The sequence below is a fragment of the Mycobacterium palustre genome (genome assembly GCF_002101785.1).
Classification (GTDB): Bacteria; Actinomycetota; Actinomycetes; order Mycobacteriales; family Mycobacteriaceae; genus Mycobacterium; species Mycobacterium palustre.
Genome location: NZ_LQPJ01000106.1, coordinates 20,526 through 44,820 on the forward strand (window position 1 = coordinate 20,526; position 24,295 = coordinate 44,820).

General features: G+C 67.7%; 20 protein-coding genes, 1 pseudogene and 1 riboswitch. Of the genes and pseudogenes, 6 read left to right on the plus strand and 15 right to left on the minus strand.

Features of this window, described 5'->3' with window-relative positions:
- Window positions 1-37: 37 nt before the first annotated feature.
- Window positions 38-187, minus strand: a riboswitch (cobalamin riboswitch).
- Window positions 188-273: 86 nt separating this feature from the next.
- The 5 genes from AWC19_RS15110 to AWC19_RS15130 all read right to left on the minus strand — a co-directional run bounded on the left by AWC19_RS15110 (window position 274) and on the right by AWC19_RS15130 (window position 5,557).
- Complete coding sequence (locus tag AWC19_RS15110) at window positions 274-915, minus strand: SDR family oxidoreductase (RefSeq protein WP_085078877.1); 642 nt, start codon at window positions 913-915, stop codon at window positions 274-276.
- 21 nt (window positions 916-936) lie between these two features.
- On the minus strand, window positions 937-1,779 hold the full coding sequence (locus AWC19_RS15115; protein WP_085078914.1) for an SDR family oxidoreductase: 843 nt from the start codon (window positions 1,777-1,779) through the stop codon (window positions 937-939).
- 77 nt (window positions 1,780-1,856) lie between these two features.
- Window positions 1,857-3,161: a TetR/AcrR family transcriptional regulator gene (locus AWC19_RS15120; protein WP_085078878.1), complete on the minus strand. Its 1,305-nt coding sequence runs from the start codon at window positions 3,159-3,161 to the stop codon at window positions 1,857-1,859.
- Window positions 3,162-3,299: 138 nt separating this feature from the next.
- Window positions 3,300-4,406: an acyl-CoA dehydrogenase family protein gene (locus AWC19_RS15125; RefSeq protein ID WP_085078879.1), complete on the minus strand. Its 1,107-nt coding sequence runs from the start codon at window positions 4,404-4,406 to the stop codon at window positions 3,300-3,302.
- On the minus strand, window positions 4,403-5,557 hold the full coding sequence (locus tag AWC19_RS15130; protein WP_085078880.1) for an acyl-CoA dehydrogenase family protein: 1,155 nt from the start codon (window positions 5,555-5,557) through the stop codon (window positions 4,403-4,405). Before AWC19_RS15130 ends, AWC19_RS15125 begins: the two co-directional genes overlap by 4 nt.
- Before the next feature lie 282 nt (window positions 5,558-5,839).
- Here AWC19_RS15130 and AWC19_RS15135 point away from each other — a divergent pair, with 282 nt between their 5' ends.
- The 3 genes from AWC19_RS15135 to AWC19_RS15145 all read left to right on the plus strand — a co-directional run bounded on the left by AWC19_RS15135 (window position 5,840) and on the right by AWC19_RS15145 (window position 9,542).
- On the plus strand, window positions 5,840-7,324 hold the full coding sequence (locus AWC19_RS15135; protein WP_085078881.1) for an aldehyde dehydrogenase family protein: 1,485 nt from the start codon (window positions 5,840-5,842) through the stop codon (window positions 7,322-7,324).
- A gap of 260 nt (window positions 7,325-7,584) precedes the next feature.
- The gene (locus tag AWC19_RS15140; protein ID WP_085078882.1) at window positions 7,585-8,742 is read left to right on the plus strand and encodes a thiolase family protein; all 1,158 of its coding nucleotides are present in this window, start codon (window positions 7,585-7,587) and stop codon (window positions 8,740-8,742) included.
- A complete protein-coding gene (locus AWC19_RS15145) occupies window positions 8,739-9,542 on the plus strand; it encodes a crotonase/enoyl-CoA hydratase family protein (RefSeq protein WP_085078883.1) in 804 nt (267 codons plus the stop codon). Before AWC19_RS15140 ends, AWC19_RS15145 begins: the two co-directional genes overlap by 4 nt.
- A gap of 266 nt (window positions 9,543-9,808) precedes the next feature.
- Here the strand turns inward: AWC19_RS15145 and AWC19_RS15150 are convergent, their stop codons facing one another.
- From AWC19_RS15150 to AWC19_RS15165, 4 genes are all read right to left on the minus strand, one after another.
- Entirely contained in the window at window positions 9,809-10,246 is a 438-nt protein-coding gene (locus tag AWC19_RS15150) for an Hsp20/alpha crystallin family protein (RefSeq protein ID WP_085078884.1), read from the minus strand.
- Window positions 10,247-10,651: 405 nt separating this feature from the next.
- Window positions 10,652-13,402: a cation-translocating P-type ATPase gene (locus AWC19_RS15155; RefSeq protein WP_211284930.1), complete on the minus strand. Its 2,751-nt coding sequence runs from the start codon at window positions 13,400-13,402 to the stop codon at window positions 10,652-10,654.
- Window positions 13,403-14,018: 616 nt separating this feature from the next.
- On the minus strand, window positions 14,019-14,300 hold the full coding sequence (locus AWC19_RS15160; RefSeq protein WP_085078885.1) for a DUF1918 domain-containing protein: 282 nt from the start codon (window positions 14,298-14,300) through the stop codon (window positions 14,019-14,021).
- Between the two features lie 67 nt (window positions 14,301-14,367).
- Complete coding sequence (locus AWC19_RS15165; protein WP_085078886.1) at window positions 14,368-14,751, minus strand: SpoIIAA family protein; 384 nt, start codon at window positions 14,749-14,751, stop codon at window positions 14,368-14,370.
- 590 nt (window positions 14,752-15,341) lie between these two features.
- Here AWC19_RS15165 and AWC19_RS15170 point away from each other — a divergent pair.
- The gene (locus tag AWC19_RS15170) at window positions 15,342-16,796 is read left to right on the plus strand and encodes a trypsin-like peptidase domain-containing protein (protein WP_245848996.1); all 1,455 of its coding nucleotides are present in this window, start codon (window positions 15,342-15,344) and stop codon (window positions 16,794-16,796) included.
- A gap of 363 nt (window positions 16,797-17,159) precedes the next feature.
- On the opposite strand, the pseudogene AWC19_RS15175 reads toward AWC19_RS15170, so the two are convergent.
- The 4 genes and pseudogenes from AWC19_RS15175 to AWC19_RS15190 form a co-directional block, all read right to left on the minus strand.
- Window positions 17,160-17,375: pseudogene (locus tag AWC19_RS15175) on the minus strand (NADH-quinone oxidoreductase subunit B family protein); the annotation flags it as partial.
- Between the two features lie 42 nt (window positions 17,376-17,417).
- Window positions 17,418-18,434: an NAD(P)/FAD-dependent oxidoreductase gene (locus AWC19_RS15180; protein WP_085078888.1), complete on the minus strand. Its 1,017-nt coding sequence runs from the start codon at window positions 18,432-18,434 to the stop codon at window positions 17,418-17,420.
- Window positions 18,431-18,937 carry an isoprenylcysteine carboxyl methyltransferase family protein gene (locus AWC19_RS15185; RefSeq protein ID WP_085078889.1) on the minus strand — a complete coding sequence of 169 codons (507 nt, stop codon included), beginning with the start codon at window positions 18,935-18,937 and terminating at the stop codon, window positions 18,431-18,433. Before AWC19_RS15185 ends, AWC19_RS15180 begins: the two co-directional genes overlap by 4 nt.
- A 20-nt stretch (window positions 18,938-18,957) precedes the next feature.
- Window positions 18,958-20,058 (minus strand): type III polyketide synthase, encoded by a 1,101-nt coding sequence (locus AWC19_RS15190; RefSeq protein ID WP_372508583.1) that lies wholly within the window; start codon window positions 20,056-20,058, stop codon window positions 18,958-18,960.
- An 82-nt stretch (window positions 20,059-20,140) separates the two neighbouring features.
- On the opposite strand from AWC19_RS15190, the gene AWC19_RS15195 reads away from it, so the two are divergent.
- Together AWC19_RS15195 and AWC19_RS15200 are read left to right on the plus strand one after the other, a co-directional pair.
- Entirely contained in the window at window positions 20,141-21,289 is a 1,149-nt protein-coding gene (locus AWC19_RS15195; RefSeq protein ID WP_085078891.1) for an NAD(P)H-binding protein, read from the plus strand.
- A complete protein-coding gene (locus AWC19_RS15200) occupies window positions 21,286-22,008 on the plus strand; it encodes a CPBP family intramembrane glutamic endopeptidase (protein WP_085078892.1) in 723 nt (240 codons plus the stop codon). The genes AWC19_RS15195 and AWC19_RS15200 overlap by 4 nt, the downstream gene beginning before the upstream one ends.
- Here AWC19_RS15200 and AWC19_RS15205 read toward each other — a convergent pair.
- Complete coding sequence (locus AWC19_RS15205) at window positions 21,971-23,335, minus strand: DUF2867 domain-containing protein (protein ID WP_085078893.1); 1,365 nt, start codon at window positions 23,333-23,335, stop codon at window positions 21,971-21,973. The genes AWC19_RS15200 and AWC19_RS15205 overlap by 38 nt on opposite strands.
- A 75-nt stretch (window positions 23,336-23,410) precedes the next feature.
- A complete protein-coding gene (locus tag AWC19_RS15210; RefSeq protein WP_085078894.1) occupies window positions 23,411-24,223 on the minus strand; it encodes an enoyl-CoA hydratase in 813 nt (270 codons plus the stop codon).
- Between the last annotated feature and the right edge of the window lie 72 nt (window positions 24,224-24,295).

Consider the following 24,295-nt stretch of genomic DNA (forward strand, 5'->3'; position numbering starts at 1 on the left):
ATGAGCCGCCGGACGCGGCGCGCCCGGCACAGCCGGCAGGTCTTCGGACTCGCAGGCGCGCACCGGGTGGTGCTCCTACTGGCCGTCGCTTCCCAGTCTTCGATCTTTCGCAAAGACCAGTGCTTGGTGACGGCGGTCGTTCCTGCTCACCGCTGCGGGACAGTCCCGGACTCGCACCGGGTTCCCTCTCGCGAGGCGGGCGTAACGTGCCTCGCTCGATGCCGCGCCGCGCGAGGCGGCGACGGCAGACCAGCTGCGCCGTGCAGTTTACGGTCAGCTCGCCAGCGCCTCGGCGATGGGCACCTCGCCGTTGTTGAAGTCGATGGTGCGCCCGATCGTCGAGTCGTCGGCGAGGGCGGCGGCCACCACGAGCGCGACGTCGCCGCGCGAAACCTCTCCTTTGCCCTTGCCCAGCGCGATGCGCCCGGTCGCCGGTTCGAGGGTGAGCCGGCCGGGGCCGAGGACGGTCCAGTCGAGTCCGCTGGCGCGCAGGTGGGCGTCCGCGGCCGCCTTGGCCTGCGCGTAGGGGAAGAACGAATCGCCTTCCGGCACCCCGTGATCGGGCCCGACGCCGAAATAGGACACCATCACGAACCGCCCGACTTCGGCCCGCGCGGCGGCGTCCATCACCCGGATCGCGGCGTCGCGGTCGACGGCGTAGGTGCGCGCCGGGTTGCCGCCGCCCGCGCCGGCGGAGAAGACGACGGCGTCGTGGCCGGCCACCAACTTCGCCAGCGCGTCGGTGTCGAGGGTTTCGATGTCGGCCACCACCGGCTCGGCACCGCTCCGCGCGACGTCGTCGGAGTGGTCGGGATTGCGGAACACGGAACTGACCCGGTCGCCGCGGTCGGTCAGGATGCGGGCCAGCTGCAGCGCGACCTTGCCGTGGCCGCCGATGATGACGATGCGTGCCATACCAACCGACGGTACCGGCCGTTAGAGCTTCACCCTCCCCATGATCAGGTCGATGATCGGCTTGCCCGGGGGATAGGCGTTGGTGAGCGAGGCCATCGTGTGCCCGTAGTCGACCAGCAGCGTGATCCCGTTGATGCCGAAGGCGGCGGCGCTGTTGAGGAACGCCATCACGTCGCCCATCTGCTCGGGCGTGTGCACCTTCGAGCCGGTCTCGTCGCGGTAGTCCTGGGCGAAGGTGAGCCACAGGTCGGCGTTGGCCTGGGCGAGCGGGGTGTCGGTCGGGCCCGGGCAGATCGCGTTGATCCGGACGCCCCGCTTCAGCAGCGGGTAGCCCTGGGTCGCCACGTAGGCGTTGACGACCTTCTTCGAAAAGCCGTAGTGGATGATGCCTTCGGCCTCGTGGGCCTTGACCCACTCCTGCGCCGACGCGAAGTCCGGGGTGGCGAGGAACTCGGTCAGCAGCTCCAGGTCGTTCTCCCAGCCCATGCCGGCCACCGAGGAGATGAAGCAGATCGCCGCGCCCGAGGGAAGCCGGTTCTTCTCGAGGAGGCGGTCGATGAGGTGCCGGTGGCCGATGAAGTTGATCGCCATCAGGTCGGTCGTCCCCTCGGCGATGCCGGCGGCCGAGAACAGGGCGTGCACCGGCCCGTCCACCTGCTCGAGCGCGGCGTCGATCGACGCGGGATCGCGCAGGTCCACCTGGATGGCCTTGGCGACGTCGTAGGTCACCGGCGCGTAGTCCAGCACGATCACCTCGGCGCCGAGTTCCGCCGCGGACTTGGCCGCCGCGGCGCCCATGCCCGTCGCGCCGCCCACAACCAGCGCGCGTTTGCCGTCGTAGCGCAACCGATCGATCACAGACATGGAAATCCCCTTCTCGTTCACCGCCAACCCGGTTCTAACCGCCCTACTGTATGTAGAACAGTTATTAGGTTCAATACCTATTTGCCGCGGACGGCGACGCCGCGCAGCACGGTGTCACGGGCGTGCACCAGCGCGGCGCGTTTGCCGACGGCGCGAAGGATGTTCTCCGGTATCCACTGCAGGCCGATCAGGCAGCGGGCCAGCATCGCCGTCGACGGGGCGTCGATGGCGACCTCACCGGACCGGATGCCTTCGGAGAGCAGCGATTTCATCTGCCGAAGGCGAGTGGCGTACAGCCAGCCCGGGTTGGGCGTGTCCGGCGGCGATTGCCGCATCCAGGCGAGCTGGATCCGGAACTCGTCGGAAAACCGGTCGAGGGCGTTGACGTTGACCCAGCTGAGCGCGTCGAGCTTCTCGATGACGCCGGCATCCGAGCGCAGGACGGCGACCCAGCCCGCCTCGACCTTCTTGCCGAAGGATTCCATGATCGAGGCCAGCAGTTCGTCCTTGGAGCCGATCACCCGGTAGACGGTCCCGGTGCCCAGGCCCGCCGCGGAGGCGATGTCCCGGATGGTGGTGACCTCATAACCTTTGCGCCCGAATTCGGTTCGGGCCACCGCGCGGACGTGGGCCGCCTTGTCGCGGGGGTCGGCGTCGCGGTCGTCGGCCCACGTGGCGATGGCGTCCGCGGCGGCGGTGAAGGCGTCGGACCGGTCCAGCGCGGAGTCGGCGGGCGGCCGGGAGGCCAAGCCCTGCAGGATGATTCGGCACAGCAGCTCGGCCACCTGGTCGGCGGGCGATTTGTGGCGCATGACGGCGAGCCCGACCTGAAGCATCGTTTGGCAGATGCGGTCGGCCAGCGTGGGCAGGTCGATGTCGGGTTTGATGTAGCCGCTCCATCGGCCGGCGCGCAGCGTTTGCAGCATCGCCTCCTGGATCGCGCCGGGCTGCCGCTGCGTCAGCTTCATCAGCTGCGGGTCGGCGCTGGGCCCCTCGTAGAACGACATCTGCAGGGCGGCGCCGTGCCGCACCGCGCAATTCGCGATCGCCTTGCCCAGCTCGACGATCTGGTCCGCGACCGGCCGCGAATCGGGCTCGTCCAGTGTGGCCTGCGCGGCGAGCCCGATGCGGTTCAGATCGTCTTGGTACCGGCGGATCAGCTCGATGAGGATCGCCTCTTTGGATTCGAAATGGTGATACAGGCTGCCGGGCAAGATGCCGGCGGCGTCCGCTATCTCCTGCAGCGACGTCCGCAATCCGGAGGACGCGATCAGCGACGCCGCGGTCTGGAGGATCTCGGTGCGGCGCGACCCGGGATCGTCGGAGGGGTCCGGGCGGACGACCGGGGACCGGCCCTGGGACAGCGGCTCTATTTTGGCCATGGCTAACGGCGCGCCAACTCGGACGAGTGCGAATCGGCATGCACGCGGATCGTCCTCCCACCGAACCAAATCTTTGTGTTAGAAGGCTATCAGACCTGGCGAAACAAGCGCGCGCGCCAAACGGGCAGCAGGTCCATTCTAAGGCGCCGCGGACCCCCGGTCGGCAAGCCGTGAACCGAGCTCGGTCAGGTACCGGTCCGGGCCGCCCAGCAGCGCGCTCCAGCCCAGCAGCCGCTTGAGGTACAGGTGGGCGTCGTGCTCCCAGGTGTAGCCGATGCCGCCGAACACCTGGATGGCGGTGTCGCCGACGGTGGCCAGCCGCCCGGCGAACGCCTTGGCCCGCAACGCCGCCAGGTGCCGCTCCTCGGCGCCGGCGTTATCGGCGGCCCACAGCGCGTGGATCACGCCGCCGCGCGCCAGCTCGACGGTCTCGAACATGTCGACGCACAGGTGCTGGACCGCCTGAAACGAACCGATGACCCGCCCGAATTGCCTTCTGACTTTCGCGTATTCGACGGCTAGGTCCATGACCGCGCGCGCGGCCCCGAGCGCGTCCGCGGCGGCCGCGATCAGTACGTCGTCGACCACCGCCGCCACGTCGTCGGACGAAACCGTGGCCAGCCGATCGGCGGGTGCCGCGTCCAGCGTGACCCGAAAGCGCTTGCGGGTCTGGTCGATACCGCGCTCCACCGCGACCCAAACTCCGGGGGCGTCGGTCCGCACGGCGTAAAGCCCGGTGCCGCCGGAATCCTCGGCGAGCGCCAGCAGGACGTCGGCGGCACCGGCGTCGTAGACCGCGGGGATTTCGCCGCGCACCTCGATCCCGTTCCCCTGCCGGTCCGCGGTGACGCGGGCGTGGTCGTCAACGAAGCCGACGGTCGCGATCGTGGTGCCGTCGGCGATCCCGGTCAACAGGCTGGCCGCCGAACCCTTGGCCCCCGAGCGGGTCAGCGCGCGGGTGGCGGCGACCGCGGTCGACAGCCAGGGGCCGGGATGCAATGCGGCGCCGAGCTCCTCGGCGACGATGCCCGCCTCGACCATGCTCATGCCGGCGCCGCCACAGGCCGCCGGCACCAGCAGGCCGGTGACCCCGAGGTCGGCGAGGCCGCGCCACACCGCGTCGGTGATGCCCGCGGGGTCGTCGAGCAACGGCCGCACGTGACCCGAGATCGGGGCCCTTGCGGCGAGGAAGGCCCGGGTGGTGTCGCGCAGCGCCGCCTGCTCGTCGCTCAGCTCGAGGTTCATGAGCGCGGCAATCCCAGGACGCGCTGCGCGGTGATGTTCTTGTTGATCTGGGTGGTGCCGCCCGCGATGGTCAGCGAGCGCGACGTCAGGCGGTAATTGGCCCACGGGGCGTTGCCGCCGCGGGTGCCCAGGACGTCGAAGGCCAGGGCGGCCAGGTCTTGCCCGATCTCGCCCCACACGGTCTTGGCGAGGCTGGCCGAGCCGAATGCCACCTTGTCCGGGCCGCCGTGCAGCGCGGCCGAGATCGAACGCTGGCAGAGCACCTCGAGATACTTGATGCGGACCGCGATTTCGCCGAGGCGCCGCAGCGTCACCGGGTCGTGCAGCGCGTCGCTGTGCGTGGCGATGTCGTCCACCAGTTCTTCCAGGCGCACCTGCATCTCGGCGTACAGCCGCGCCGCCCCGGCGCGCTCGTGGCTGAGCGTCGTGGTGGCCACCTGCCACCCCCCGTTGAGGGGGCCGAGCAAGGCATCGGCCGGGACGCGCACGTCGTGGAAGAACAGCTCGGCGAAGTCGGTGTCGCCGTTGAGCGTGACGAGCGGGCGGACCTCGATGCCGGGCGAGCTCATGTCGACGATCAGGCACGAAATGCCTTTGTGCTTGGGGGCTTCCGGGTCGGTGCGCACGTACAGCTGGCACCACTGCGCGCGATGCCCCAGCGAGGTCCAGATCTTCTGGCCGTTGACCACGAAGTGCTCGCCGTCGGTGACCGCCCGGGTGCGCAGCGCGGCGAGGTCGGAACCGGCCTCGGGCTCCGACATGCCCTGGCACCAGATGTCGTCGGCGCGCATCATGCGCGGGAGCAGCGTCGTCTTCTGGGACTCGGTGCCGTATTGCATGATCGCCGGTGCGATGTTGTTCATCCCAATGACGTTGAGCGGCATCGGAGCTCGTGCGCGGGTGGTTTCCTCGGTGTAGACGAGTTGCTCGAGAACCGTCGCCCCGCGGCCGCCGTACTCGCGGGGCCAGGAGACCGCGGCCCACCCGGCGTCCGCCATCGTCCGGTTCCAGGCGCGCAGCATGTCGAACGCGGCGTCGTCGCGACCGGTCGGCCGGCGCGCGGCGATCAGCTCGTCGGTCAGGTTGGCGGACAGCCAGTCGCGCAGCTCGGCGCGGAACTGTTCGACTTCCGGGGGGTAGGAAAAGTCCACTTTTGCGGACTCTACGTCGGAGCAGAAATCGGGTCAACGCTGCAACGACGCCGGAGCGGACTCACGCCGGAACAGATAATTGGTCAACACGCGCGCGGTACGGAGGCCGATGGCCAGGCGGCGCTCCAGGCGCCCCGGGTAGGTCCCGACCGGCGACGATCCCTACACGCGTGCCGTGCGACCCCCAATAACCAGGCCCGCGGTGTTTGCACCTTGCCAATCGGCTAGTTTCCAGTAAGGCTCTCCGTAGCCCCCTCGACGACTCGGAAGAGAGTGACAAACATGACTGAGGCTGTAAAGGTCCGCTTCGAGCCCAAGATGATGATCGACGGCCAGCTGGTCGACGGTCAGGCCGGCACCTTCACCAACATCAACCCCGCCACCGAGGAGCCGCTCGGCGAGGTCGCGGACGCGTCGATCCAGGACATGCACCGGGCCATCGACGCCGCCCGCCGGGCCTTCGACGAGACCGACTGGTCGACCAACCACAAGTTGCGCCAGCGCTGCCTGCTGCAGCTGCACGAGGCGATCGAGGCCGAGAAGGAGGAGCTCCGCGAGGAGCTGATCCTCGAGGTGGGCGCGCCGCGGGCGATCACCTTCGGCCCCCAGCTGGATGCTCCGCTCGAGGACGGGCTGAAGTACCCGGCGAGGCTGATCGACGAGTACCCGTGGGAGACCGACCTGGGCGACAAGGTGATCAGCCTGACCGGCGCGCTGACCACGCGCAAGGTCTGGCGCGAACCGGTCGGCGTGGTCGGCGCGATCGTGCCGTGGAACTTCCCGTTCGAGGTCACCATCAACAAGATCGGCCAGGCGCTGGGCACCGGCAACACCGTCGTGCTCAAGCCGGCGCCCGACACCCCGTTCAATGCCACCCGGCTGGGCCGGCTGATCGCCGAGAAGACCGACATCCCACCCGGTGTCGTCAACGTCGTCACCGCGTCGGACCACCTGGTGGGTGAGGAGCTGACGCTGTCGCCGAAGGTCGACCTGATCTCGTTCACCGGCTCGACCGCGGTCGGCAAGCGGATCATGGAAAAGGGCGCCGCGACCATGAAGCGGTTGTTCCTCGAGCTCGGCGGCAAGTCGGCCACCATCGTCTTGGAGGACGCCGACTTCGGGATGGCGTGCGCGATCGGCATCGCGCCGTGCATGCATGCCGGGCAGGGCTGCGCCAACCCCACCAGGATGCTGTTGCCGCGGTCGCGCTACGACGAGGGGGTGGCGATCCTCAAGAGCATCTACGACAACGTCATGCCGGGCGACCCGCAGGACCCTTCGACGCTGTGCGGCCCGGTGATCTCGGACAAGCAGCGCAAGCGCGTGCTCGGCTACATCAACAAGGGCGTCGAAGAGGGCGCCACGGCGCTCGTCGGCGGCCCCGACGCGCCCACCGGCTTCGACAAGGGGTTCTATGTCCGCCCAACGCTTTTCGTCGACGTCGACAACTCCATGACGATCGCCCAGGAGGAGATCTTCGGCCCGGTGCTGGTGGTCATCCCCTTCGACGACGAGGAGGACGCGATCCGGATCGCCAACGACAGCGCGTACGGGTTGGCCGGCAACGTGATGTCGGGATCGCTGGAGCGTTCGTTGGCGGTGGCCCGACGGATCAAAGCCGGGTTCATGGGCGTCAACGGCGGCGCCCCGTACGGCGCCGACACCCCGTTCGGCGGCTACAAGGCCAGCGGGGTGGGCCGGCAGAACGGCGTCGCCGGCTTCGACCAGTACACCGAGATCAAGTCGGTGGCATACCCCGCGGGCTGAAAGGCGGCCGTTGACACCGGAATCGCCCGGCGAGAAGGCGATTCCGGCGACGTTCGCGCGCCGGCGGCGGGTGGGCGACCGGTGAGCGGGCTTTTATGACCGCTAGCGCGCGCTATCGGATTCTGGGCTCAACTGTGCGGTGTCCCTGAGGGACGCCCTGGCCGAGGTGGCTCGCAACGGCGCCATGACCACCCCGCCACGCGCCCGCCCAACGCGTTGGTTGACAATCGACCAAAGACCGACTCAAAGGAGAGATCACCATGGCTGAAGCCGTCATCGTCGAGGCAGTCCGCTCACCCATCGGCAAGCGCAACGGCGGGCTTTCCGGCGTGCATCCGGCCGACCTCTCCGCGCAGGTGCTCAACGGCTTGGTCGACAAGGCCGGCATCGACCCCGAAATCGTCGACGACGTCATCTGGGGCTGCGTGATGCAGGCCGGTGAGCAGGCCCTCGACATCGGCCGCACCGCGCTGCTCGCGGCCGGCTGGCCCGAAAGCGTCCCCGGCGTGACCGTCGACCGCCAGTGCGGGTCGAGCCAGCAGTCGATCCACTTCGCCGCGGCCGGCGTCGTCGCCGGGCACTACGACGTCGTCGTCGCCGGCGGGGTGGAATCGATGTCGCGGACCCCGATGGGTGCGTCGCTGGCCAACGGCGGGCGGCCCTACCCGCAGGCCTTCCTCGACCGCTACGAGGGCCAGATCCCCAACCAGGGGATCGGCGCCGAGATGATCGCCGAGCAGTGGGGATTCGACCGCACCGCGCTCGACGAGTTCTCCCTGGCGTCGCACGAAAAGGCGGCAGCCGCACAGGATTCCGGCGCCTTCGACGACCAGATCGTCGGGATCACGGTAACGGACGGCTCGGAAAAATCAGTGGTGCTCAAGGACGAGGGCATCCGCCGCGGCACCCCGATGGAAAAGATGGCGTCGCTCAAGCCGGCGTTCAAGGAGGACGGCGTGATCCACGCCGGCAACTCCTCGCAGATCTCCGACGGCTCGGCCGCCATCCTGTTCATGTCGGCCGAGAAGGCGAAGTCGTTGGGGCTCAAGCCAATCGCGAAGGTGCACACCGCGACGCTGGCCAGCGCCAACCCGGTGATCATGCTGACCGCGCCCATCCCGGCCACCCAGAAGGCACTGAAGAAGTCCGGGCTGTCCATCGACGACATCGGCGCCTACGAGGTCAACGAGGCCTTCGCCCCGGTCCCGCTGGCCTGGCTCAAGGACATCGGCGCCGACGAGAAGAAGCTCAACCCCAACGGCGGGGCGATCGCGCTCGGCCACCCGCTGGGCGGGTCGGGCGCGCGCCTGATGACCACGCTGCTGTACCACATGCGCGACAAGGGAATTCGCTACGGCCTGCAGACGATGTGTGAGGGCGGCGGCCAGGCCAACGCCACCATCGTGGAGCTTCTGTGACCGACACCGACGGCCAGGCGCCGGGGGCGCTCGTCGAGCGCCGCGGCAACGTGATGGTCATTACCATCAACCGGCCCGAGGCGCGTAACGCGGTCAACGGTGCCGTCAGCACCGCCGTCGGCGACGCGCTCGAACAAGCGCAACACGACCCGGACGTGCGGGCGGTGGTGATCACCGGTGCCGGGGACAAGTCGTTTTGCGCCGGCGCCGACCTCAAGGCGATCTCGCGGCGGGAGAACCTGTATCACCCCGAGCACGGCGAATGGGGCTTCGCCGGTTACGTGCACCACTTCATCGACAAGCCCACCATCGCGGCGGTCAACGGCACCGCGCTCGGCGGTGGCACCGAAATCGCGCTGGCCAGTGATTTGGTAGTGGCCGACGAGCGGGCCACGTTCGGGTTGCCGGAGGTCAAACGAGGCCTCATCGCGGCGGCCGGCGGCGTGTTCCGCATCGTGCAGCAGCTGCCCCGCAAGGTGGCCATGGAACTGCTGCTGACCGGCGAGCCGCTCGGCGCCGCCGACGCGTTGGAATGGGGCCTGATCAACCGGGTCGTCAGCGCGGGCACGGTGCTCGACGCCGCGCTGGCCCTGGCCGCCCGGGTCACCGTCAACGCGCCGCTGTCCGTGCAGGCCAGCAAGCGCATCGCCTACGGGGCCGACGACGGCGTCATCACCGACGAAGAGATCGGCTGGGAGCGCACCATGCGCGAGATGCGTTCGCTGATCCGGTCCGAGGACGCCAGGGAGGGACCGTTGGCGTTCGCCGAGAAGCGGGAGCCGGTCTGGAAGGCGCGCTAGCCGTCCTCGCCGACGGACCGATCCCAAAACGGCCGATTCGGGCCAGCACCTGCGCCGAGCGGTACTTTCCTTCCCATCGGCGCATCAGCTGCTGCCAGGCTACGCGTGTGTTAATCGTGGAGACGAGGAGCTCGGATACCTTGTCGACCAAACGGACTCGGTACCGGGCAGCTCACTTCGCCGCGACCCGACCGTCCTCCCAGCGGTCACGAAACACGCGCCACGGCGAGCGCCGGATGGGATCGGCCGCTCTGGTCGTCTTGCGGTCACTGTCCGTTGGCCGAATGCACTTCGATATGCCGCTCTGCCAGCTTAGGTTCGGAGACCGCCACCGAGATGGTGAGAATCCCCTTGTCGTAAGTGGCTTCGATGCTTCCTTCGTCAGCACCGGTCGGCAGCGACACACTTCGAACGAATGAGCCGTACGAGAACTCCGACCGTCCATCGAAGTCTTTCTTCTCGCTACGCTCTGCCTTGATCGTCAGTTGTCCGTCGCGCACGGTGATGTCGATGTCCTTTGCAGGATCGACGCCCGGCATTTCGGCGCGCACTACGTAGTGGCCATCTTCCATCTCGTCCTCGAGCCGCATCACACGGGTGTCGAAGGCAGGACGCAGGCCTCCCAGGGATGGAAAGCCGGCGAATAGCTCCGAGAAGTCCGGGAACAGCGACATCGGTTGGCGCCGAGGGGCAATGGTGGTCATGAGTGTCTCCTGGGTTTCGGGATTTTGCGGTGCTTACGGTGTCCATCCGACCAGTAAGTCGCGCCGGCCGTAAGGGACTGAAGTCCCGGGGTTGGAGGTCGTTCGTCAGCTTCCCCCGCCGATCGATAGCGATTCGCGGAACTTGCCGGACGGCGCACTAATGCACGCCATGACGCGGTCGAGCACGAAACCGAATGCGTCACCGTCTTCAGCGATGCTGAACAACCCGCAATCAGGGCCACCGCGACGAGTAACGCCACTGACCACCCAAACCGGCCCGGGGCAACCCTGTCGTAGCCAGGGTGTTCGCTTACGGCCAACACGGTCAGCCAGCCCAGAGCGCACAGCAGCATCAAGACGCTGATAGCGCGGATCGCGAGAGCATCAACGTTGACCAAGATCCGTTCACGGCCGCATGCCCCGGCGGCTCCGACGGCTGTCTGGCTGATCTTCACGCTGCGCTCGCTTCCGGAGCACATATCTCATGAATTCGTCTGCACCCCAGACGATTACGGGATACGCCAGCAGCAGAACCAGATCCGACGCGGGCGGCGGTGCGGTGCCCAGCAAGGCCTGCATCGGTGGGGCATAGACAAACACGGCGGCAAGGACGATCTCGGCGGCAATGCCGGCCAACAGATACCTGTTCGTAACGACGCCCACCGACCGCAACGATGCCCGCTGTGTGCGCGCGGCGAAGGCGGTGCCGATCTGACCCGCCATCATGCCCAGGAACGTCATCGTGGTCGCCTGCTGATACGCGTGGTGCAGTGGTGCACCCGGATCGACCGGCACGCCCGGATGCCAGCCAGCCTTAACCAACACGTAGAAGAACCCCGCCATCGCGAGCGCGGCGACGATTGCTCCCAAAAACAGCCAGGCCCTGGCCAGCATGGGCCAGCGGATCACGCCCTCGTCGCGCCGGCGCGGCGGTCGGGCCATGATGCCCGGTTCGGCAGGTTCACGGCTCAGCGAAAGCGCCGGCAGCGTTTCGCTGCCCACGTCAAAAGCCAATATCTGCATGACCGTAAGTGGCAGCGGCACCAGTCCTCCACCGATGGCAAACACCAAGAAAGGCACCGTTTCCGGTGTGGCGTGGGCGAAGATGTAGAGGATGAACTTGCGGACATTGTCATAGATGCGTCGGCCGGCATGCACTGCGGTGACGATCGTGCTGAAGTTGTCGTCGGTGAGCACCATCGTCGCGGCTTCACGGGCGACGTCGGTGCCCGACTTGCCCATCGCCACACCGATGTCCGCGCAGCGCAGTGCAGGCGCATCGTTGACACCGTCGCCGGTCATTGCTACGACATGCCCTCCGTCGCGTAGCGCTTGGGCGATGTGCAGCTTGGCCTCCGGCGAGGCACGAGCGAAGATCACTTCTGGGTTTTCCTCGATCAGGGTGGCCAACTGCTGCTCGGTGAGCCGCTCGAAATGATCGCCGGTCACGACAGTGGGATGATCGCCGGAAATGCCGACCCGCCGGGCGATGGCCGCCGCGGTGAGGGGGTGATCGCCGGTGATCACGATGATGCGTATGCCCGCCGTGCGGCATTTCGCGACGGCGTCGGCAACGCCCGCACGCGGCGGATCGAGCAACGCAAGCAAGCCGATGAAGCATAGGTCGCGCTCTGCATCGCGGCGCTGACGCGGTATTGGTTCGTGGGCGGCAAGCTCACGTTGCGCGAAGCCAAGGACCCGTAATCCGTCGGCAGCGAACGAATTGACGGCTGCCTCGACCTGTTGACGCCCGGCTTCATCGAGCGCGACAGCGTGTCCGTCAGCGTCGACGATGCGATTGCACAACGACAACACTTCCTCGGGCGCGCCCTTGGTGTGGATGGCGCTCGAGGTATCGGATACCTGATCGACGGTCGACATCAACTTGAGCTCTGGCTCGAAGTGAAACTGCGTCTGGCGTCGTGCATTGCGATGGCCATGGTCGGTATCCGCGCCAAATCTTCGTGCCGCCATTAAGATCGCGATCTCGGTGGGATCCCCGGCCGGATCATCTCCGTCGTCAAGCCGCGCGTTATTGCAACTGGCCGCGACAACGCCGAGCGCCTCAAGTGGGGACCGCACAGCGCTTCGCGATAAATCAAACGCCTTGTCGTCGATATCAATTCGTTGTTCGGGCACCCATGCGGCGACCGGGATCATCCGGTTTTCGGTCAGCGTGCCGGTCTTGTCGGTGCATATCACGTCGGTGCAACCCAGCGTCTCCACCGCGGATAGGCGTTTGACCAGTGCGCCGCGGCCGGCCAACTGTCGGACCGCCACCGCCAGTGCCAAGGTGATCACCGGCAACAACCCCTCGGGCACCATCCCTGCCAGCAGGCCTGCCGCGAACACCAGCGAGTTGATCAGGGTTAGATGCGCGGCCAGTGTGGCCAACGGAATGAACGACAGCGCCAGCATCACCGAAACCGCCGCGATCAGCCACGCGACGCGGCGAACCTGCCGCTCCAGCGGGCTCTGATCTGGTTTGACCCGCTGGGACAGCGCGGCGATGCGGCCGATCTCGGTGGACATCCCGGTGGCAAACGCCACGCCGCGGGCTTCACCGCCGGTACAGTTGGCTCCACTGAACACCAACTCATGCGCCGACAGCAGCGGCACATTGGCATCCGCCATCGCTGCCGACCTCAGCACAGGCACAGATTCCCCCGTCAGCGCCGACATATCGACGTCGATCGCGCCATCGAGCAGGCGGACGTCAGCAGCGATCCGATCGCCCTCCTGGATCAATACAATGTCTCCGGGCACCAACTGCGTCGCGTCGACTTCGGTCATCGCACCGTCGCGCTCAACCCTGGCATGCTGGGGCAAATACTTGGCTAGCTCCTCCACCGCGCGCTCGGCCTGTAGCTCTTGGACGAAAGAAAACGCCGCGTTCAGACCGATGATCAGCACCACCGCGGCAGCAACGACATGCGACCCGACGATCAACAACAATCCTGCCGCCAGCCACAGCAACAGGGCCAGTGGATGGGTGAGCTGGCGCGCCAAGTCGGCGGGCCAGCGTCGCTTATGCCGGCGTCGCAGGGAATTTGGCCCGTACTGCAGCAAGCGTCGCTGCGCCTCGCGCGTCGATAATCCCTCGGGTGTGGTCCGCAGATCGCGCAACAGCCGCGCGGTGGCTTCCTCCGGATCCACAGTGATGGCCGAATCACCCTGTCCTTTAACCCCGTTCGCGCGGCTCAGGTAGGCCCTGGCATGGCTCGTCTGGGCTGATGGCGCGGCCGGTTGTCCGGCCGCGGCTGGGGCGTGGTCAGACACAGCTCAACCCTTTTCTGGCTCACACTTGGCGGTCCCAAGCGGTCATGTTGATGGTAATGAGCGGCATCTCGGACCACGAGAGCCATTTGTCCTCGGGTTATGGCCCTGAGTCCCCTGAGGGCCGACCAGCTGAAGGTGTACCCGGCGTTCAAACTCGCCATCAGCGTGCTCGCCGAGTTCCTCTGGCGGTCTGCCTAGGACCTGAGCGCGGACGGGCCGGCTATCGACATCGAAGTTGACCTGCGCCACCACGGGCTCTTCCACCGCCGGATCGCGATGCATAGTCAGTTTGATGCGGGCCTGCAGTGCAGGTCGGCTGGTGTCGCGTCCGAGCTTGCTTCGCGCGTAATCGGCGCTACACGAAGCTCACCGTGCGCTCACGTCAACATCGGTGGCCTGTGGCGATTCGGTCCTGTGGCGCATACTTACCGTGCTACGTTACGGGACTGGTTGCGGGCCAAGGCCGAAAGTTATGCGTCCCCACCGATTCGTCTCATTCCGCAGGCGCCTGCTTGCTTTTGGCGTCGGCGATAGCCGACTGTATGACTCCGAACCGTTGTCGCGCGCGCTTGTCTGCGTCCGCCTGCTCCGCGGCGGTCACAATGACTGCGTCCGGGCCGGGGAATACGGTCGCCTCATGGTCGTTGGCGAGCCACCGCACCACATATGGTGGTGCACCGTCTGGTGCGTGAACTTCAGTGATCAGTCCTCGCTGGTCGTGTTGCTCGACCGTGGTGCCCTTGATCACCAGCCAGTCGCCGACTTTCGCCTTCACGGGCGTCTCCTTTTCTCCGGGTTCTTTTTCACTGGGCTTTCTGGGAATCCAATGGGTTTCGGCCGAATCAGGACGAAGGCCCCGTGGCGGCGGCCCACTGTGTGGCGCGTTCCAGCTCATCGAGCCCGAACACAGCAAGCTCGCCGGGGACCATCCACGCCAGGGCATGCAGAGTATGCCTCACCCATTCCTTGTCGGATACGACCGCGATTCGCCGGAACGCCGAGTGGTGCGGCAAAACAGTGCCCAGACCCAGCTTGAGGTCCTCGACCAGGCCGCCCGGGCCGAAACCTTCGTAATTGGAGTCAATGACCTCCACGATCCTGACTTCGCCGGCCTTCAGCATCTCTTCAATAGCGGGTCTGGCTTCGCGCAGTTCGTCACCCCGCAGCCGTCCCGATATGCGGATGCCGGTTACCCCCTGCGGCATGTCTTGCAGCACCTCGATCATCGAATCCTCCTTCGTTACACGTCTTACTCTGCGCGTGACCCTATGGACCGGCTAGTGCCGTAGGTCACCAAACCGACCTTGACGCCAGGCGAGCCGCGCTGGAACGGACCTTTTCGGTACTTGCAAGCCCGCCAGAGCGACGGCGGGGCGCGATCTGCTCATCGGCTCTGCATAACAGAACGAACGGAAGTCCTCCGCGGTCGGGACTTCGGACCCTATCAGCCGGTCAGGTGAACCGCTCATATGAATGTTGTTACCGCGACACTTCCCGGAGCGAAGGAGCGATCTACCGTGGCATCGGTTGTAGAAGGAAAAATAATCGTTCTTGCATCGCATCCGACTTGGATTTCGGCTCAATGGGATTCAAGTGAGCGCATTGAGGCAATGCGCCGTCACCCATCGTCGTTAGTCAAGCGCTTTGCCCATGGTGAGATGGGTCGGCGTGCCGCTGCAGACCAACGGCGTTAGTCCCGATCGTGAGTGGCAGAACGGCTTGTCGATCAGCTCATGGCCCGTCGCACGCAGCGCGGCTTGCAGGGGTGATGGTCCTTTTAGCAGCCGCGCTTATGTCGTTGGCTGAACCGCCAGGCATGGCATTCGCCGATGGCGGGCATCAGCAAGTGAAACCGGAGCAGCGGGCGGCAGAGCTGATACGGCCATCGGTTATGTACCTCGCCGGCGAAGGCTATGGCCTGGTACGCCTCCCCAACGGTGAGGTCCTGTCTCAATTCGGGCGCGGGTCCAACATGCCTTTCCTGGCCACGTGGGAGTGCACGGCTTTCGCCGTCAATCCCGACGGCTGGGTTGCGACGGCAGGTCACTGCGTCGACCCGGCGAGCGCCAAATGGCTCATACTTAAGCGGGCCGCCAACGAATACCGAAGTCAGTTCCCGGATGCGCCCGAGTCGCGCGAACCCGGCCAGACCATCGATTGGCTGCAAAAGAACGCGATAGTGGAAGGTGATGCGCCGGGGCAGGGTCCGCATGTGAGTTTCAAGGTCGTGTCCGGTAGCGGGACCAAGCTCTCCGCGAAGCTGCCTGCCAGCGTTATGGATTTCCGTCCCCTCGGGGAGGGCGACGTCGCTGTTCTCAAGGTAGTCGAGTCCAACCTTCCGTCCTCCGAACTCGGAACCGACGCCGATGTCACCATCGGTACGCCGGTACTTGCCGTGGGTTTCCCCGAAAGTACCCAAAACATAACCGGCCCTTCGCTAGACCCCACCTACAAGAGCGGCAAGGTCAGCAAGAAGTCGACGGTGGGCCCGAGTCCCGAGTATGAGATCGACGCCGCAATGTCGGAAGGCATGAGCGGTGGCCCCACGATCGGGCTGAACGGCAAGGTGGTCGGTGTGAACAGCTTCGCCCCCGCCGGCGAAACGCAGCCGTTCAATTTCGTCGCACCTGCCGAAGGGCTGGCCGCACTGTTGGCTGCTCGAGGCGTAAAACCGGCCCTCGGACCCGCCGACGTTTCTTATCGACGAGGGCTGAAAAGTTTCCATTCGGGCCGCTACACCGATGCGATCGGCGAATTCGACCAGGCTTTGGCGATGTCGCCGGGGTATCCCGGCCTGGACGATCTCAGGACCAGCGCGGTCAATCTGCGCCAGCAGTACGGAGACACATCGCCGTTGAGCGGTGCAGTTCTGTTGTGGTACATGGTCATCAGCGTTGTCTCCGTGGTTGGCGTGAGCGCCGGGCTGACTTTGGCGGTGCGCAAGCTGCATCCGCATCTTCTTCATGCAACCCCGGCATCCCGCATGCCCGTCGCTGCGGGTAGTGAGCCCGGCCCCCGTGGTGCTAACGCAGAATCGTCTGGCGCGCAGGCGGTAACACCCATCCATAAGATATCGATGCCAGACGTCACGGACGTCGATAGCGGCGTACAGTCGCTTCGTCTGATACCCACCAAGCCATCGGACGAAAGCGAACCTCACTTTTGCGCACATTGCGGTGCTGAGCATCACCCCGCCGAGCGCTTCTGCCCGAGCTGCGGCCAGCAGATAGATCGTTCGAAATCGCTGCGGGGCACGGGACCGATCTCTTGACGTTGCTGATCGTCTGGCCGCAAGGACGCGGCTGATCTCGGCCGCCACCAGATCGACGACCTTCGGCACGGCACGTGCGACCTGCGGAATCAGACCGACGCCTCGGTCGGTATCCGGCACCTCGACGGTGAACATCACGAGTTCGTCGGGCACACGCCATAGATGTTGAGCTGGACGCTCTGAAATGCCCCTCCGTGAAGCTGATATGCAGCGCCTTCGCCTTCCACCCGAGTGAGCGCGCCCACGCCCGGTGTGCACGTTTCCGGCGTCATTGCTGGTCCCGCTCGGCGGCGAACGGCGCGACATTGAACGTTGAGAACACCCGGTCACTCTTGGCCCCGGACATCCCGTCGCGGCGCAGCCGACTCCCCCCGCTGTTGCGCATGCGCCGATGGTGACCAGCACTTTCGATTGCTTGCGAATCTCGTTGATCCGCTGTATATCACGCCGGGTGGTGATCGAACCCTCGACCGATGACACGTCGTAGGGCCCGCCGACGGTTGCGCTCGAAGCTTCGGCGAAGGCGGCGATCTCGACCTGGTCTGCGGGGGTGAGCAGCTCGTCCTCGCAGTCCAACAGCGTGAGCTGACAACCATCGCAGGAGGCGAACTTCCATACGGTTTAGTGTGCCAGCGTGTTGACGGCGCGACGGAACACGGCGGGCAGCGCGGCGGAGGCCGGCACGATGGCGCGGCGGGCCACCTGAGGCGCGCTGGCCAGCACCAGCCCGCGGGTGAGTAACCGGTAGCGACGCGTAACCCGTTGCCACGCAGCCTCATACGACGAGGGCGCGTCGTCGATGATGGCGTCTACGGCCGCGGCGGCCTGCTTGACGGCGAGGCTGATGCCTTCGCCGGTGAGGGCGTCCTCGTAGCCCGCCGCGTCGCCGACCAGCAGCACGCGCCCCGCGACGCGGCGCGAGACCACCTGGCGCAGCGGGCCGCAGCCGCGGGCGTGCCCGCGGCCGGCCCCGTCGAGATGCCGGGCCAGCCACGGGAACCAGGCCAACTCGGGCCGCCCGCCGCACAGGATGGCCACGCCCACCAGGTCCGGCTCCACCGGCGTCACGTACGCCTCACCCCAGCGCGACCAGTGCACCTCGACGAACTCCGACCACGGCGGCACGTTGAAGTGCCACCGCACGCCGTGGCGCCGCGGCGTTCCGGCGGTGGCCTTGATGCCGACCGCGCGCCGCACCGCCGAGTGCAGCCCGTCGGCCCCCACCAGCCACTTAACGCGCACACCCGCGGCCGAGACGCCGTGCGCGTCCTGCTCGACGCTGGTCACCCGCGCCCGGATCCATTCGGTGTCTTGCTCTTTGGCGCGCGCCTCGAGCGCCGCGTGCAGCGTGGTGCGCCGCACGCCGCGGCCCGGCCCGCCGCGAAACCGCGCCTGCGCCCGGCGATGCTCGCTGACGTAGGCGATCCCGTGAAAGGGGATGCCGGCCGGATCGACCCCGAGCGAGGCCAGCTCGCCCAGCCCGCCCGGCATCAGCCCCTCGCCGCACGCCTTGTCGATGGGGCCCTCGCGGGGCTCGGCCACGATCACCGAAAGGCCATGGCGGCGCGCGTGTAACGCCGTCGCGAGGCCGCCCGGGCCGCCGCCGACGATCAGCAGATCGGCGTCGTAGTCGGTCATGCGTATCCCAACGCCGAATTCTCCACCCGCAGACGCACCCTGAGCAGCATCGCGTTTGCGAGCGTGAAGACGACCGCGGTCAGCCACGCCGTGTGCACCAGCGGCAACGCGAACCCCTCAGCCACCACCGCAACATAGTTGGGATGGTGCAGCCACCGGTACCGGTAGGGGCCGGCGTGGATCAACGGCGCGTCCGGCAACACGATCACCCGGGTGTTCCACCGGCGGCCCAGCGTGCTGATGCACCACCAGCGCAGGGCCTGGCTGAGTGCCGCTACGGCCAGCATCGGCCAGCCCAGCCACGGAATGAAGGGCCGGTGCAGGACCAAAGGCTCGACGACGCAGCCGAGCAGCAGCGCGCTGTGCAGAACGACCATCACGGGGTAGTGCGATCGACCAAACTCCTTGCCGCCCTGGGCAAACGACCATTCGGCGTTGCGCCTGGCCACCACCAGCTCGGCCACGCGTTCGAGCGCGACCGCCAGGATCAGCAGGTAATACATGCCTACAGTGTTCACCAGGGCTACCAGGACAGCAGCACAAGTTCGGAGCAGAAGCCCGGACCCATCGCGATCATCAGCCCGTAGGAACCGGGGGCGGGTTGCTCGGCCATGTAGGAACAAAGCACGTCCAGCACCGAGACCGACGACAGATTGCCGTGCTCCCGCAACGAGTCTCGCGTGCGATCCAGCGCGTCCGCCGGCAGGTCCAGCGCCTCCTCGACCGCGTCGATCACCCGGGGACCGGCGGCATGGCACACCCACGTCGAGATGTCGTCGGGCGTGAGCCCATGGCCGGCGAGGAAGGTGCGGACGTCGTCGCCGATGTACTTTTCGGTCAGGTTCGCGATGTCGACCGACAGCACGATCCGGAAGCCCTCGTGGCCGATCTTCCAGCCCAGCACCTCCTCGGTGTCGGGGTAGGTGCGGCTCCGGGTCGCCAGCAGGCTGGGCCGCGCGCCGCCCTCCGCGCCCGCGCGGTCACCGCCCTTGGCGATCACCACCGCGGCGCCGTCGCCAAACAGGCTGGTGGCCACCAGGTTGGCCAGCGAATTGTCTTGCCGCTGAACGGTTAACGAGCACAGCTCGACCGCCAGCAGCGCCGCCACCTCGTTGGGGAAGGCGCGCAGGTAGTCGTGCACGCGGGCCATGCCGGCCGCGCCGGCGGCACAGCCGAGGCCGAACAACGGGATCCGCTTGACGTCCTGGCGCAGCCCGATGCGGGTGGCCAGCCGCGCCTCCAGCGACGGCACGGCCAGGCCGGTGACGGTGGTCGAAAAGACGGCGTCGACCTGCGAGGGCTTGACCTTGGCCTCGTCGAGCGCGGCGAGCATCGCCTCCTCGGCGAGGCCCAGCGCGATTTCGATGTAGGCGTCGTTCGCCTCGGTGAAGCCGCTCAGCTTGCCGTACCGCGCCAGCGGCAGCGCGGTGTTTCGGAACTCGACCCCGCTGGTGCGGGCGAAGCGCCGAAATTCCGGACCGGCGAAGTCGCTGAGCGCGCCGATGGTTTCGTCCTGTGTGTACCGGTGCGGCGGAAATTTCACCGCAACCCCCGCGACGGACGGATTCGCCGCCAATGTTGTGATGCCTGTGCGTGCGGGACTGGCCCCCGTGATCTCCTCCATGTACGGGGTCACGGTGCCGCGGCCCCCGCGGTTCATGTGCTCGCCGCCACAGCCGCATCGTCACCGGGCTAGTGTCGGGTGTATGCGCATTCTCGTCACCGGGGCGACCGGTTATGTCGGGTCGCGCCTGGTCACCGCCCTGCTGACGGAGGGCCACGAGGTCCTGGCCGCCACCCGGAACCCGAAGCGTCTCAAGCGTTTGGGGTGGTTCGACGAGGTCACACCCGTGACGCTGGACGCCGGTGACCCGGTGTCGGTGCAGGCCGGGATGGCCGGCGCCGGCCCGGTCGACGTGGTCTATTACCTGGTGCACGGGATCGGCCAGCCCGGCTTCCGCGACGCCGACCAGGCCGCCGCCACCAACCTCGCGGTCGCCGCCCGCGACGCCGGTGTGCGACGCATCGTCTATCTGGGCGGATTCGTGCCCGCCGACGAGGCGCTGTCCGAGCACCTGAGCAGCCGGGCCGAGGTGGCCGAGGCTTTGACGGTCGAGGACGGCCCGGAACTGGTCTGGCTGGGCGCCGCGATGATCATCGGCGCCGGCTCGACGTCGTTCGAGATCATGCGGTACGTCGGCGACCGCTTCCCGCTCATCCCGATACCGAGTTGGATGGACAACCCGATCGACCCCATCTCCATCCGCGACGTGCTGCACTACCTCGCCGCCGCCGCGGACCCGGAGCGGGTGCCCGCCGGTGCCTACGACATCGCGGGCCCCGTCACCACCTCGTACCGCGAGCTGCTCAGGACCTACGCGCGGATCTCCGGCCGGTGGCACGCGGCGGTGCCGGTGGGGCGGGTCGACACCGCGCTGGCCTCGCTGATCACCGGCGTCGCGCTGCCGGTTCCGCCCGGCCTCGCCGGGGACCTCGTCGAGTCGCTGGACCACCCGATGGTGGCGTCGGTCAGCGGCCTGCGCGATCGGGTGCCCGACCCCCCGGGGGGTCTGCTGGGCCCCGGTGACGCCATCGCCCGGGCGCTCGCGGACCGCTCGAACGGCCGCCCGCCGCCCGTCAACGCGCTGGCCGACCCCCATCACCTGGCCGACAGCGACCCCGCGTGGGCCGGCGGCGACGCGCTGCGCATCCGCCGGGTCGCCCGCGCCGTCACGCCGCGCGTCGCCCGGCCCACGCTGCGTCTCGTCGACAACGTCCCGGGTCCGCTGGCCGGTGCCGTGCGCACCGGCCTGGAAATCCTGCTGGCCTTGAACGCGAAGGTACGTCCGGCATGACCCAGTCGGCGACCCCGTATCGCGCCACGGTGTTGTCCGAGGTGCGCCGCGCGATCACCAACGTCGCCGTGCCCCACAACGAACCGCCCGCGGTGGTGCGCCGCCGCCGCGTCGTCGTGACGATCACGATCGTCGTCGGCGCCGCGGTCCTCGGCTTCACCTTGCGTCGCCACCCGGGCGAATCGAGCTTCTACTGGCTGACTTTCATGTTGGCGGGCGTGTGGACCGTCGGCGGGTTCGCGTCCGGCCCCCTGCACCTGGGGGGCATCTGCTGGCGCGGCCGCAACCAGCGGCCGGTGATCACCGGCGCCACCGTCGGCCTGCTGCTGGGCGGCGCCTTCGTGGCGGGCGGGCTGATCGCCAGGGAGATACCGGCCGTCTCGGCCCTGATCACCCGGGTGTTGCTGTTCGCCCATCAGGGGTCGTATCCGCTGGTCGTGGCGATCACCGTGGTCAACGCCGTCGCCGAGGAGATCTTTTTCCGCGGCGCGCTGTACACCGCGCTGGGCCGGTACCGCCCGGTGGCCATCTCGACGGTGCTCTACACCTGCGCGACGCTGGCCAGCGGCAACCCGATGCTGGGGTTCGCCGCGGTCATCCTCGGCACGGTGTGCGCGCTGGAGCGCCGGGCCACCGGAGGTGTGCTGGCCCCGGTGCTGACGCACTTCGCGTGGGGCCTGATCATGGTGCTGGCGCTACCGCCGATCTTCGGGGTGTGATCCGGGCCACCTCGCGTGCCAGCGCGCGGGACCGCGCCGCGTGCAGCGGCCGCAGCAAAAACCAATACGCGTGACCGGGCAGGCCGCTCGGCACAACGACCCACCGCTGCGTATACCGGCTGCCGCCGCCGGGCCGGGATGCGACGCTCATTTCCAACCACCCTTGCCCCGCGAACCGCTTGCCGGCTCGAAGCCGCAACCTCTTGCCGGGTTCGCGCTCCGCCACGCTCCAGCCGCGCAACAGGCGGCTGCCTCGCGCGGCCTTTTCCGCCGCTTCCCACACCTCTCCCGGTTCGGCGGGCAGCGTGGCGGTCCGCACGCTGCTGTACACCGTCTCCCCGACCCAGTCGGGGTCGCTGGGCAGCGACCGGGCGGGGTCGGATCGCAACGACGCCCAACTGGCCTCGGGGAAGTCGCGCGTCGCGGGGGTAAGCGCCGACTCGACCGCGCGCCGGTAATCGGTCAGCCCGGCGGGGGGAGGCTGGATGACCGAATCGATGTCGGCGTTGCGCATCACCGCATCGCATTCCAGCGATTCGATCAACGGGCGGGCGAGCCCGGGCGGGATCGGGGTGACGGTCCCCACCCATAGGCTGGCGATCGCGGGCGTCAGGAACGGCAGCACGAACAGATAGCGCTTGCCCAAGCCCGCGACCTCCGCGTAGACGCGCATCATGTCGCCGTACTCCAACACGTCCGGTCCGCCGATATCCCAGGTCCGCGATGACGGCACCGGCGCCGTCGCCGCGGCGGCGAGGTAATACAGGACGTCGTCGATCGCGATCGGCTGGATCCGGTTGTGCACCCATTTCGGGGCCGTCATCACCGGGAGCCGGTCGGTGAGATGGCGGATCAGTTCGAACGACGCCGAGCCCGCCCCGATGACGACTCCGGCCTGCAGAACCACCGCCTCGATGCCGGAGTCGATGAGGGTCTCGCCGACCGCCGCGCGCGACTCGAGATGCGTCGAGAGCTTGCTGTCCTCGGGGTGCAGCCCGCTCAAATACACCACCCGCCGCACCCCGGTGCGCCGCGCGGCCGTCACGACGTTGGCGACGGCGCCCGCTTCCTCGGCCGCGAAATCCTTCGACGACCCCATCGAATGGACCAGGTAATACACGACGTCCATCCCGTCGAACGCCTCGATCAGCGAATCGAGGTCACCCAGGTCGCCGCGCGCGACCTCGACCTGGTCGCGCCAGGGCACGTGCGCCAGCTTGGCCGGATCGCGGGCCAGCGCGCGCACGCGGTGGCCCTCGTCGAGCAGCCGCGGCGCCAGCCGAGCGCCGATGTAGCCGGTCGCCCCGGTCACCAGACAGCAAACCATCGCCTCTCCGTTCCTCGGTGGGTTATTTCAGACCCAGCGCAAGGAAGGATTGCCGGTTCTGGCCTGGCTAAGCGTTCAGGCGTCCGTGAAGTTGGGGGTGCGGCGCTGCTGGAAAGCCGTTGTGCCTTCGACGAAGTCGTGCGACGCCAGCAGCAGCGACTGTCCCTCGTACTCGCGCTGCAAGGCCGAATCCAGCTCGGTGAGCGTGGCCGCGTTGATCGCCTGCTTGGTCTTGGCGAACGCCACGGCGGGGCCCGCCAACAACCTTTCGATCACCTTGTCCACTTCGGCCTCAAGATCGTCGGCGGGATAGACGGCGGTGACCAGGCCCCAGGACAGGGCCTCGGCGGCCGGCAGCCGTTCGGGCAGCAGCGCCATCTGCATCGCCCGGATCCGGCCGATCGCGGCCGCGATCAACGCCGAGGCGCCGCCGTCGGGCATCAACCCGATCTTGGTGAAGGCGAGCATGAAAAACGCTCTGTCCGAGGCCAATACGACGTCACTGGCCAGGGCGATGGAGACGCCGACGCCGGCCGCGGGCCCCTGCACGACGGCCACCACCGGGTGTGGCAGCGCGGCGATGGCCCGGATCAGCCTGTTGATCTCCAACACGATTTCGTCCGGACGGATGCCGCCGTTGCCGGACACGTCGTCGGCGCTGATGCCGGCTCCCGAGCAGAACCCGCGCCCCGTGCCGCCGAGCCGCACCACCTTGACCCGCGGGTCGGTGGCCGCGCCTTCCAACGCGTCGGCGATCCCGGTGATCACCGGAACGGTCAGCGAGTTGAGGCTGTCGGGGCGGTCGATGGTCACCGACAGCACGCCGTCGGACAGGGTGACGTCGAGGCCCGCGACGGGGGCCAGCGCGTCGATCGTGGATTGCGCCATGGGGCTCACCCTAAGCGACCGCGTTGCGCGGCCGATGACCGCGGCTGCAAAGATGCGAACGGCGTCAAAGCG

Bases quoted from the DNA above. Each gene is read 5' to 3' on its own strand.
- AWC19_RS15110 (WP_085078877.1), bottom strand. From the start codon at position 915: ATGGCACGCATCGTCATCATCGGCGGCCACGGCAAGGTCGCGCTGCAG.
- AWC19_RS15115 (WP_085078914.1), bottom strand. From the start codon at position 1,779: ATGTCTGTGATCGATCGGTTGCGCTACGACGGCAAACGCGCGCTGGTT.
- AWC19_RS15120 (WP_085078878.1), bottom strand. From the start codon at position 3,161: ATGGCCAAAATAGAGCCGCTGTCCCAGGGCCGGTCCCCGGTCGTCCGC.
- AWC19_RS15125 (WP_085078879.1), bottom strand. From the start codon at position 4,406: ATGAACCTCGAGCTGAGCGACGAGCAGGCGGCGCTGCGCGACACCACC.
- AWC19_RS15135 (WP_085078881.1), top strand. From the start codon at position 5,840: ATGACTGAGGCTGTAAAGGTCCGCTTCGAGCCCAAGATGATGATCGAC.
- AWC19_RS15140 (WP_085078882.1), top strand. From the start codon at position 7,585: ATGGCTGAAGCCGTCATCGTCGAGGCAGTCCGCTCACCCATCGGCAAG.
- AWC19_RS15150 (WP_085078884.1), bottom strand. From the start codon at position 10,246: ATGACCACCATTGCCCCTCGGCGCCAACCGATGTCGCTGTTCCCGGAC.
- AWC19_RS15165 (WP_085078886.1), bottom strand. From the start codon at position 14,751: ATGATCGAGGTGCTGCAAGACATGCCGCAGGGGGTAACCGGCATCCGC.
- AWC19_RS15170 (WP_245848996.1), top strand. From the start codon at position 15,342: ATGGCATTCGCCGATGGCGGGCATCAGCAAGTGAAACCGGAGCAGCGG.
- AWC19_RS15180 (WP_085078888.1), bottom strand. From the start codon at position 18,434: ATGACCGACTACGACGCCGATCTGCTGATCGTCGGCGGCGGCCCGGGC.
- AWC19_RS15185 (WP_085078889.1), bottom strand. From the start codon at position 18,937: ATGTATTACCTGCTGATCCTGGCGGTCGCGCTCGAACGCGTGGCCGAG.
- AWC19_RS15190 (WP_372508583.1), bottom strand. From the start codon at position 20,058: ATGGAGGAGATCACGGGGGCCAGTCCCGCACGCACAGGCATCACAACA.
- AWC19_RS15195 (WP_085078891.1), top strand. From the start codon at position 20,141: ATGCGCATTCTCGTCACCGGGGCGACCGGTTATGTCGGGTCGCGCCTG.
- AWC19_RS15200 (WP_085078892.1), top strand. From the start codon at position 21,286: ATGACCCAGTCGGCGACCCCGTATCGCGCCACGGTGTTGTCCGAGGTG.
- AWC19_RS15205 (WP_085078893.1), bottom strand. From the start codon at position 23,335: ATGGTTTGCTGTCTGGTGACCGGGGCGACCGGCTACATCGGCGCTCGG.
- AWC19_RS15210 (WP_085078894.1), bottom strand. From the start codon at position 24,223: ATGGCGCAATCCACGATCGACGCGCTGGCCCCCGTCGCGGGCCTCGAC.